The 11,190-nt window shown below is 57.5% G+C and carries 6 protein-coding genes, 1 tRNA gene and 1 pseudogene; 4 read left to right on the forward strand and 4 right to left on the reverse strand.

The annotated features are described in order from the left end of the window. Window positions 1-108 precede the first annotated feature (108 nt). The 4 genes from AC0V6K_RS00855 (at window position 109) to AC0V6K_RS00870 (ending at window position 3,946) form a co-directional block, all read left to right on the forward strand. Window positions 109-447: a response regulator gene (locus AC0V6K_RS00855; protein ID WP_472623850.1), complete on the forward strand. Its 339-nt coding sequence runs from the start codon at window positions 109-111 to the stop codon at window positions 445-447. Window positions 448-538: 91 nt separating this feature from the next. Further along, window positions 539-613: transfer RNA gene (locus tag AC0V6K_RS00860), tRNA-Val, on the forward strand. Between the two features lie 229 nt (window positions 614-842). Continuing rightward, window positions 843-2,063: an NADP-dependent isocitrate dehydrogenase gene (locus AC0V6K_RS00865; RefSeq protein ID WP_472623852.1), complete on the forward strand. Its 1,221-nt coding sequence runs from the start codon at window positions 843-845 to the stop codon at window positions 2,061-2,063. A gap of 119 nt (window positions 2,064-2,182) precedes the next feature. Next, window positions 2,183-3,946 (forward strand): cation:proton antiporter domain-containing protein, encoded by a 1,764-nt coding sequence (locus AC0V6K_RS00870; protein ID WP_472623854.1) that lies wholly within the window; start codon window positions 2,183-2,185, stop codon window positions 3,944-3,946. A 10-nt stretch (window positions 3,947-3,956) separates the two neighbouring features. On the opposite strand, the pseudogene alaS reads toward AC0V6K_RS00870, so the two are convergent. The 4 genes and pseudogenes from alaS to AC0V6K_RS00890 all read right to left on the reverse strand — a co-directional run bounded on the left by alaS (window position 3,957) and on the right by AC0V6K_RS00890 (window position 11,157). Beyond that, a pseudogene (alaS, locus tag AC0V6K_RS00875) lies at window positions 3,957-6,610 on the reverse strand (alanine--tRNA ligase). 197 nt (window positions 6,611-6,807) lie between these two features. Next, window positions 6,808-7,863, reverse strand: coding sequence for a recombinase RecA (gene recA, locus AC0V6K_RS00880; RefSeq protein WP_472623856.1), 1,056 nt, complete (start codon window positions 7,861-7,863; stop codon window positions 6,808-6,810). Window positions 7,864-8,089: 226 nt separating this feature from the next. Next, complete coding sequence (locus tag AC0V6K_RS00885) at window positions 8,090-9,637, reverse strand: DUF4139 domain-containing protein (RefSeq protein ID WP_472623858.1); 1,548 nt, start codon at window positions 9,635-9,637, stop codon at window positions 8,090-8,092. Window positions 9,638-9,654: 17 nt separating this feature from the next. Next, entirely contained in the window at window positions 9,655-11,157 is a 1,503-nt protein-coding gene (locus tag AC0V6K_RS00890; protein WP_472623860.1) for a DUF4139 domain-containing protein, read from the reverse strand. Between the last annotated feature and the right edge of the window lie 33 nt (window positions 11,158-11,190).

Consider the following 11,190-nt stretch of genomic DNA (forward strand, 5'->3'; position numbering starts at 1 on the left):
CTGGGCACATGGCCAATGGATAAGATTTCTTAAGTCGATGGTGCTAGATAGCCCGAATGACAACTTCTCAAGCTCCGCGAGATCCTTCTTGCCGAAGATGAAGAGGCTATGCGCACCTATCTGGAGCGCGCGCTGAACAAGGCGGGTTATGACGTGGCCACCGTCGATCGTGGCACCGATGCGATTCCACTGCTGGAGAAAGAGCATTTTGATCTCCTCCTCTCGGATATCGTGATGCCTGAAATGGACGGGATCGAGCTAGCACAACGTTGCGCCGAGATTAGCCCGCGCACAAAGGTTATGTTCATCACCGGATTCGCTGCAGTTTCACTCCGGGCAAGCCGCGAACAGCCACATGCCAAAGTGCTGTCAAAGCCGTTCCACCTTCGCGACCTTGTCCTCGAAGTTGAACGCGTTTTTGAAGAGGCGCAGGAAGCATCGCTCTAACTTCAAAAGTCGGCTCGAATCGCTTGCACGATCAGTGATCGCACGTTAGATGGCCGCTCCCACTCCGGTCCACGGAGTAAATCGATGGTGCGGGCGTATAGCTCAGGGGTAGAGCACTATGTTGACATCGTAGGGGTCCCAAGTTCAAATCTTGGTACGCCCACCATCGTTCTCCGGCATTGCTGGATCAGAAACCCGCCTCCCCGGCGGGTTTTTTGTTGTGCGCGGCGCGCAACCCGCATTGCTGCAATTGCCTCGCTCATTCGGAACGGTTGACTTGCACGTAGCCCCGCCTCTGCTAAAGCGCGCGGCAGGGATTGTATCACAAAGCAAAGACGCGTTTGGCTCCCCGAAGCCGAGCGCAAGAACGCACCAAGGAAGGCGGGACTCTTCTCATGCAAAAAATTCAGGTCAAAAACCCAGTTGTCGAGCTCGATGGCGACGAGATGACTAAGATCATCTGGCAATGGATCCGCGAGCGGCTGATCCTGCCTTATCTCGATGTGGACCTGAAATATTACGATCTCTCGATCGAAAAGCGTGACGAAACCGATGACCAAATCACTATCGATGCGGCCAACGCGATCAAGGAGCATGGTGTTGGCGTGAAATGCGCTACCATCACGCCTGATGAAGCGCGCGTTGAAGAATTTGACCTGAAGAAGATGTGGCGTTCGCCCAACGGCACGATCCGCAACATCCTCGGTGGCGTTGTTTTCCGCGAACCAATCGTGATCGACAACGTGCCGCGTCTGGTTCCGGGCTGGACGGACCCCATCGTGGTTGGCCGTCACGCATTTGGCGACCAGTATCGCGCCACCGACACACTGATCCCAGGCGCTGGTAAGTTGCGCCTTGTTTTCGAAGGCGAAGATGGCGAGAAAATTGATCTCGACGTGTTCGAATTCCAGAGCTCAGGCGTCGCAATGGCGATGTACAACCTCGACGATTCGATCCGCGATTTTGCTCGCGCTTCGATGAATTATGGCCTCGACCGTGGTTGGCCGGTATACCTGTCGACCAAGAACACCATCATGAAAAAGTATGATGGCCGCTTCAAAGACCTTTTCCAGGAGGTGTTCGACGCAGAGTTTGCCGACAAGTTCGAAGCTGCCGGCATCACCTACGAACACCGCCTGATCGACGACATGGTCGCCTCCGCGCTTAAGTGGAACGGCAAGTTCGTCTGGGCCTGTAAGAACTATGACGGCGACGTTCAGTCTGACACTGTCGCGCAAGGCTTTGGTTCACTGGGTCTGATGACTTCGGTTCTGATGACACCGGACGGCAAGACCGTTGAAGCCGAAGCTGCGCACGGCACCGTCACCCGCCACTATCGCCAGCACCAACAGGGCAAGGCGACTTCGACCAACCCGATCGCTTCCATCTTCGCGTGGACGCGCGGCCTGATGTATCGCGGTAAGTTCGATGACACGCCTGACGTGGTGCGCTTCGCCGAAACACTCGAGCGCGTCTGCATCGAAACGGTTGAAAAGGGCGAGATGACCAAAGACCTCGCGCTGCTGATCGGTCCGGGCCAGAACTGGCTTACGACCGAGCAATTCTTCGAGGCTATCGTCCGCAATCTCGAAACGGAAATGCAGAGCTGGGCCTAATTGGCTCAGTCATAGCGACAAATTTCATGTTCAGAATGAGGGTGGCCCGTCATAGTGAGGGCTCACCCTTTTTCGTAAAGCGATGACACCTGGCCAATAGCGGGTTAGATTGGACTACGGTGGCAGGCGAACTCGAACTCTCTCCGGTAATGCAGGACGCGCTCGTTATTCTGGGCGCTGCTGGCATTGTGATTCCGGTCTTTGCTCGATTCCGCATCACACCGATCATCGGGTTCATCCTGATTGGAGTTCTCGTCGGTCCCTATGGCCTGGGCACATTGGTCGATCGGTTCGATTGGCTTCAATATGTGACGATATCGGATCCCGACCGGTTAACTCCCTTTGCCGACTTCGGCATCATCCTGCTGCTGTTTGCGATTGGACTAGAGCTGTCCTTCAACCGGCTGTGGCAGCTGAGGAAGCTCGTCTTTGGTCTTGGTTCGCTCGAGCTGCTCATCATCGGCGCATCCGGAGCTGCCTTTTTCAGCCTCTCAGGCAGCATGACGTGGACCGCAGCGCTCGCGCTCGGCTTCGCCCTCGCCTTCTCGTCCACAGCGATTGTGCTGCCGATATCGGGCACGCGTTCGCCGGTTGGACGCGCAGCTCTCTCAATGCTGCTGTTCGAAGACATTATGATCGTGCCGATAGTCTTCATCCTTGGCGCGTTGTCTCCCTACGCGCAGGCTGAAGGCATGACCGGACTTACAGACACTCTGTGGCAGGGCGGTTTGGTAGTGCTAGTCCTGCTTGTCTTGGGACGATACGCCCTTCCCCCGTTATTCTCGCAAGCCGCGCGCACCAAAAGCCCGGAGCTGTTTCTTGCGGCATCTTTGCTAGTCGTGATCGGCGCCAGTCTCGCCACCGCGGCGACAGGCTTATCTCCGATCGTCGGTGCGCTGATCGCTGGTCTGCTTATCGCGGAAACCGAGTATCACGGCGAAGTCGAAAGCATCATGGACCCATTTAAGGGGCTCGCACTCGGCGTCTTCCTGATCACCATCGGGATGAGCATCAATTTGATGTCGATCTGGGAAGACATTGGAAGCATTGCTGCCGCTGTGGTCGGGGTCTTGGTGTTTAAAGCCATTGTCACGGGCACATTGCTCCGCCTGATGGGCGCGCGGCGAAGCACCGCTGCCGAGACAGGCGTGCTGATGGCCAGCCCAAGCGAAACAACCTTGATTGTCCTCGCCGCCGCAACAAGCGCTTTGGTGATCGATACCGAAACGGCGCAGTTCTGGCAGATCGTCACCGCCATTGGCCTCACCGTTACTCCGTTGCTCGCAAAGCTGGGCCGCGTGATCGCGCGCCGGGTAGAGGACGTGCCTGAATTGCCTGAAGAGGATCAGGATGAGGCACGCACCATCATTATCGGCGGAGGACGCGTTGGCCGCCTGATCGCGGATATGATGGTCAAGCATGAACAGCCTTATGTGATGCTCGACTCCGACCCAGACCTCATCTCCGGTGCCAAACGTGACGGATACAGGGCGACGTTCGGCGATGCGGCGCGTGGCGACGCACTGTCGAGACTAGGAGTGGAGCAAGCACCCGCCGTAGTCCTGACCATGGACGAACCCATCTTGGCACAGCGACTGGTTTCAAAGCTACGCAATGAGCATCCCGAATTGCTAATCGTCTCACGCGCCCGCGACACGGATCATGCAGCATCTCTCTATCGCGCAGGTGCCAGCCATGCTGTGCCGGAAAATCTCGAAAGCTCACTGCAACTTTCTGAAGCCGTCTTGGTTGATATCGGTGTCGCTATGGGCCCAGTGATCGCTTCGATCCACGAGAAGCGGGACGAATATCGCGAGCGGCTTGAGCGCGATGGGGGGCTGGACCAGAAGCCTAAGCTCCGAACTTCGACGTCCGAAGCCTAGTCCGCAGCATTTACCCTGCCAGCACCGCTTTCACCGCAGCAATTGCGTCATCGCCTTTGGTCCCGTCCGGTCCGCCGCCTTGCGCCATATCAGGACGGCCACCGCCGCCCTTCCCGCCAAGCGCTTCCACACCGGCACGAACTAGATCGACTGAACTAAACCGATCAGTCAAATCCTGTGTGACCGCCGCTGCAATGCTGGCCTTGCCGTCATTCACAGCGACAATAGCCGCAATACCTGAACCAAGGCGGGTCTTGGCTTCATCCAGCAGTGGACGAAGCTCCTTGGGATTGAGCCCTTCGATCACCTGACCGGAGAATTTGACCCCCCGACCTCTTCATCGCCGCCACTCGCATCGCTACCAGTGCCACCACCAAGGGCGAGCGCCTTTTGCGCTTCGGCTAGCTCTTTCTCGAGCCGCTTGCGCTCATCGAGCAATGCAGCAATGCGGCCCGGCACTTCCTCGGGCGTGGCGCGGATGGCTCCAGCCGCGGCCTTCAAGGCTTCCTCGCGGCCCACCAGCCATTCGCGTGCGGCCTCACCCGTCAGCGCCTCAATCCGGCGGACACCCGATGACACTGCGCTTTCCGAGATGATACGGAACAGACCGATATCACCCGTCGCCTCAACGTGGGTGCCACCACACAACTCAACCGAGTAATTGCGCGCGTTTTCGCCTTTGCGGCCCATTGAAAGCACGCGGACTTCATCGCCGTACTTCTCGCCAAACAAGGCGAGCGCTCCGGCTTCAACTGCATCGTCTGGGCTCATCAGCCGCGTTTCGACAGGCTCGTTGGCGAGGATCTCAGCGTTAACCTCTGCCTCGATTGCAGCGACATCTTCAGCCGTAAGTGGACCGGGCTGTGAGAAATCAAAGCGCAAGCGGTCTTCGGCAACAAGCGATCCCTTTTGCGTCACATGACCGCCGAGACGGTTGCGAAGCGCCGCGTGGACCAGGTGTGTCGCCGAGTGGTTGGATCGTATTTTTGTCCGGCGGCTCGCGTCGACATCAAGGTGGACGGTATCGCCCACCGCAATTTCACCTGCGCTGATTATCGCATGATGCGCGTGCAAACGACCAAGCGGCTTGGATGTGTCAGATACCTCTGCCGAAAGCCCGTTTGGCGTGCTGATCGAACCGGTATCGCCAGTCTGACCGCCACTTTCACCATAAAACGGTGTCTGGTTGGTCAGGATAACGACTTCATCACCCGCGCTGGCGCTTTGCACCTCCGTGCCACCATTCACGATGGCAACCACTGCGCCCTCACCCGAGGTTGAGGCATAGCCCGTAAACTCGCTGGCGCCTTCGCGTTCGGCAATGTCGAACCACACCTCGCCCGATGCAGCTTCACCAGAGCCCTTCCACGCGGCGCGGGCGGCAGCCTTCTGGCGTTCCATGGCGGAATCAAAGCCGTCACGGTCTACGCCGATGCCGCGCGCACGCAGCGCATCCTCGGTCAAATCGTATGGGAAGCCATATGTATCGTAGAGTTTGAAAGCCGTTTCGCCGTCAAGCTCACCGCCTTCGTTCATATCGCCGGTCGCTTCGTCGAGCAGCTTCAAGCCCTTATCCAGAGTCTTGCGGAATTGCGTCTCCTCGCGCAGCAGCACCTCTTCAATCAGCGCCTGACCTCGAACAAGCTCAGGGTAAGCCTGGCCCATTTCAGTGACGAGGTTGCCAACCAGTCGATGCATCAGCGGCTCTCCTGCCCCGAGCAGGTGTGCGTGACGCATTGCGCGACGCATGATGCGTCGGAGAACGTATCCACGACCTTCGTTTGACGGCAGCACGCCATCGGCCATCAGGAAACTGGTGGAGCGCAGGTGATCGGCGATCACTCGGTGACTCGCAGCATGTTCGCCGTCAGCAGAAACGTTTGTCAGGTTCTCCGACGCAGCGATCAGCGATTTGAAGGTATCGGTGTCGTAGTTGTCGTGCACTCCTTGGAGCACAGCTGCGATCCGCTCGAGCCCCATACCTGTGTCGATCGATGGCTTGGGCAAGTCCTTTCGCTCACCGTCCGCTCCCTGATCATACTGCATGAAAACGAGGTTCCAGATCTCGACGAAGCGATCACCATCCTCGTCGGGACTTCCCGGAGGCCCTCCAGCAATTTGATCGCCATGGTCGTAGAAAATCTCGGAACACGGACCACACGGACCAGTGTCTCCCATCGACCAGAAATTGTCGTTGGTTGAAATACGGATGATGCGTTCTTCAGGGAGACCCGAAATCTTGCGCCAAAGGTCAAACGCCTCATCATCTGTGTGGTAGACAGTCGCCGTCAGCTTATCAGGCGCGATACCCCACTCTTTCGTTAGCAGCGTCCAGGCATGCAGGATCGCCTCTTCTTTGAAGTAGTCGCCGAACGAGAAGTTGCCGAGCATTTCGAAGAAGGTGTGGTGGCGCGCGGTGTATCCGACATTGTCGAGATCGTTGTGCTTGCCCCCTGCTCGCACACATTTCTGTGACGAGGTCGCGCGCCGAGCTGGTGGTGTCTCCAAGCCGGTGAAAACGTTCTTGAACGGGACCATGCCCGCATTCACGAACATCAGCGTCGGGTCGTTATATGGCACCAGCGGCGCGCTAGGCACAGCTTGGTGCTCGGCACTTGCAAAGTAGTCGAGGAACGACCGGCGAAGATCATTGGTAGACGTCATGATTGGGCAGTTAGGCAATAGGGCGCGAGCCGACAAGATATAGCGTGACCACAGCCGACATATTCGTTGGAATGGTTCGCTAGAAAACAGAAAAACCGGCACCGCCAACGGGGATGGCGTGTGCCGGTTTTCCGGTCTCTCGGGCGGGAGCGCAGCTCGCCTTATCCGTGAACGGACCCGCTTGAGGATATGATGGGTCAGTCCGCGTCCGGGCCCGTCATCATTTCCTCGGCAACCTCGTCGGTTTTACCGCGAATAGCGGCTTCCAACCGGTCGCAAACTTCCGGATTTTCCATAAGGTAAGTCTTGGAGTTCTCACGCCCCTGTCCAATGCGCACACTGTCGTAAGAGTACCAGCTGCCCGATTTCTCTACGAGGCCAGCCTTCACGCCAAGATCGAGTATCTCGCCCTTCTTGGAAATGCCCTCACCATACATGATGTCGAATTCGACTTGTTTGAATGGCGGCGCCACCTTGTTCTTCACCACTTTCACGCGGGTCGAGTTGCCGATCACCTCGTCACGGTCCTTGATCTGACCAGTGCGGCGAATGTCGAGGCGCACCGAAGCATAGAACTTGAGCGCGTTGCCGCCTGTCGTCGTCTCAGGGTTGCCGTACATCACGCCGATTTTCATGCGCAACTGGTTGATGAAAATCACCATGCACTTTGAACGGTTGATCGACCCGGTCAGCTTGCGCAGCGATTGGGACATAAGCCGCGCTTGGAGACCGACGTGGGAATCGCCCATCTCACCTTCGATTTCGGCGCGGGGAACAAGCGCCGCCACCGAGTCGACCACCAACACATCAATCGCGTTTGAACGTACGAGAGTGTCAGTAATTTCGAGCGCCTGCTCACCGGTATCCGGCTGAGAGACGATCAGTTCATCAATGTCCACGCCCAGTTTCTTGGCATAGACCGGATCAAGCGCATGCTCGGCATCGACGAACGCCGCAGTACCGCCCGCTTTTTGCGCTTCAGCAATGACATGCAGAGCCAGAGTGGTCTTGCCCGAGCTTTCCGGACCATACACTTCAATGACGCGGCCTTTAGGCAGGCCGCCAATACCCAGAGCAATATCCAGACCCAGCGATCCGGTCGAAATTGATTCAACCTGCATCGCTTCCTTGGAACCCAGCTTCATTGCCGAGCCTTTGCCGAATGCGCGATCAATCTGCGCCAGTGCCGCGTCGAGCGCCTTTTGACGGTCCACGTTATTTTCCTTCTCTACCAGCTTGAGGTTCGTAGCCATCGCATGCGCTCCTTCACTTGCCTAGGGTCGACAAAAAGATATCGACCGCCCCTTGTGTGGGACAGTATGTATCTGATTTGTTCTCATGGAACAAGTAGGGAACGAAATTTTTCTCGACAGCCTCTAGTTCCGGTCTGTCGTGCGTATTTTCCAGCGATATTCTTCCTGTGAATTGGCTGGAACTTCCAGTTCGACCGTCTTGTAGCCGTTCTTCACGGTGACCTTTTCACGCGGAAAGCGAACATCCCAATCGCTGCTCCATCCCAATTGGACGCGGACCTTGATCGGATGGGGATCTCGCATTGCTGAGCACCGCGAACATTTTCACCCATTTATTCTTCTCGAGGTTCTTGCGATAGCTCTTGTGCTGCAATGCGGAGCAGTTCGCATGCACTTGCGAGCTCTGGCCGAGCTCCAGCTCAACCTCCTGCCCGCGCGCATAGTCTTTGAGGTCAGTCTTACCTGAAAGACGCACGCCGCCTGATGTCGGCTCATAAAGTGTCATCGAACCCTGCGGCAAAGCAATGCCTAGCCCCCTCTCCTCTTCGTTCTTGGTAACGAGAAGGATGCCCGACGGGTTCATATCCTCGCCGGGCATATCAGGATCATTGACGTTGCACCCGGTCAAATAGAGGTAGCGAGCCTTGACTTCATCCTTGTTGAGGAAAGCGACTTGCTTTTGTCCCTTGGCCGAAACATTTACGCGATCCGGCACACGGAATAGTTTGAGATCGCCGAGGTCTTCTTCCTCCGCTGTGACAACAGAAACAGGAGCAGCCATCTCAAGCTCCTCCCTTACAAGTCGCGACCCCGTGACCGTGATCATTTGGTCGGCCATCGGCGCGGCTGGTGGCGGAGGCGGTGGTGGAGGTGGGGGCGGCGGCAATAGGTTCTGGATCGGTGAACCTCTCTTGGTGTTGCCGATGGGATAGCAAGTCAGCCGAAGCGGCTCGGCCACAGGTGGATCGGACAGATCTTCAAAATCACTATCAACATTGAGCTTGCCTGCGATGATCTGAAGCTTGGCGTTGTCAAAGCTCTGCCCGTTGTCATTCAGCAATGTCAGCCAACTGAGCATCTGCATCTTGAATTCGTCGCCACCCGGCTCCTTGCGGCCCATGGTGCCAACATAGTTGGCCTGCCAATCAAAGCCTGAAGAGATGTATGTCAGCGTCACTTCGAAAGTGCCGCCCGCTTCGCTGCGCGTATCGACAGAGTAGATCGGTTTGGCCGACAGGCCATCGGGTACACGGTTGAAGGTCAGCTTTTCAGGCAAGCCAGCACAACGCACAGCCTCAAAGCCCTGACTCGTTTGCAGGACCAGCCCGCCATCAGCGCGGGTCCGAACGGTCGCCTGCTCCGACACAGACTGCCCTGTACCCGGATTGGCGCGCGTGATCGTGACGCGGTTACCCAGTGTACCGTTCACCAGCGCCGCAGGAGACAGCAATTCGGCGTTTCGGTTCTTCTCGATTGTGCCACCTGGGAGTCCAGTCACAATAGCAGTGACACCCACCATTCCTTCAGCCACGCCCTCAAAACGGATCGTAGACCGGCCTGCAGGCAGCGTGACTGTGCGAGTCTCGCTGATCATGGCAAAACCTCCGGGGAAACGAGTGTCCATCTCAACGTCAGGATCACGATAAGGATCGCGGTAGATGGTGACGGACAGATCAGAAGGCGCAGAGGCCTCCACCACAGCGCGCTGTTGAGCGCTGACGCCCGGCGTCATCGCGACCGCCGCGGCGGCCAAAAGGAGGGCGGAAAACCGCATCACCCTGCCCCTACCGATTAGTAGCGGGTTTCGTAGGTGACGCGGATAACCGTTTTGCCTTCTGCGGGCACGGGGATCGTGTATTTGCGGCGGTCAGCATTGAGCTGCTCGCCTGCGATATCCTCGCTGACAATACGGTAGTCATTCGCCCACCAATTGCGATTGAGGCCTGTTTGAGTCAGCTCGACATTCACCGGCTCGCTCTTCGCATTGAACACAGTGTAGCGCATGGTGGTGCGGTAGAAGGTCTTGGGCCGTTCAACATCAACGCGGCGGACTTCCTCACCGTCTTCAAGCACACGGTAGCGCGCTGTGCGCTCCCATTCCCTTCCAGTAATGGTCTCGCGCTTCTCGACCTCGACCTGATAATTCACATCAAAGGCTTCGCCCGTCGCCAGCGAGAGTTCGCTGCCCATCGGCGTGTGGCTGATGCCATTCTCGCCGATATATTGCGGTGTGCCTTGGCTGTCGCGCTGATAGAACCGAACAGTCCCCTCAGGCAGAGCATCGCCCAACCCCTGATCACGCGACGTCGAGAAGCTGATCTTGCTGGCGACGCTTCGTGGCTGAGTGTCGTTTTGCTGCCAGCGAGCACTGGTTGAATAGATTTTGCGCGCAGGCACGCCCTGCACATCGAGGAAACTGACCTGCTTGGTCTGGTTGTTGGCAATCGTTGTGCGGCCGCTGATTGGGTAGAGGTAATAATCACCCAACTGCTCGCGGTCCGCATTCTCAGTGCCCGCGCGGGTCATCCCACGTGAGCCGAATCCGCGTCCGCGTGAACGATATGGATCACCCGCCACCAGCACGGCATTGGCGCGGTTGAAAGTGGTGCCGGAATTGTTGGTGAGGGTTACCCAACCCTGCATGTCGATCGTGTCTTCCTGCTCGTTGTAGAGCGCGACGTAGTCAGCTTCCCAGCCAAATCCGCGCGAAAGATAACGCAGCGAGACTGGACGGGTGCCGGCGCGACTGCTGTCCACATTCACGGAAAGCGTCGGGCGAGCGCGCAGGTTTGGCGGGACGCGGTCAAAGATAACGCGCACCGGCAAGCCATCATCACGCAGCACCTCAATCCGGTTGCCAATCTGGATCACAACACCGCCTGCGGTTGAGAGCACCTTGGCCCGTTCGCGCGTTTGCGCGCCCGTGGCAGGATTGGTGCGCAGCAAGGTCACCGTCTGCCCGATGGCCTTTTCCATCATCTTCGTCGGGGTGAGCAGATCGAAATCAAAGTTCTGCTCGATGATGGTCGTATCAGGCGCGTAAAAACTGAGCGTTTCTGGCCGGATGCTGGCAGAGACATCGGGAAACTCGACCCGGCTTTTGCCGTCGGCGATGTTGATTTGACGAACATCTTGAACCAGCGCGAGACTGTTGTTGTATATCGTCAGCGACACATCGCCCTGCGCGCTTTCATCTGGATCAGGGACCGATTGTGCCGCGGCAACGCCTGCGATCAATGCGGTGGCAGAAAGCGCAGCGACTTTGGCAGCGCGCGAAAACACTTGGTTGGACATGCCATTCCCCTCCCCGATTTGCTGGCGAGTATG

The sequence above is a fragment of the Erythrobacter sp. S43 genome (assembly GCF_057364955.1).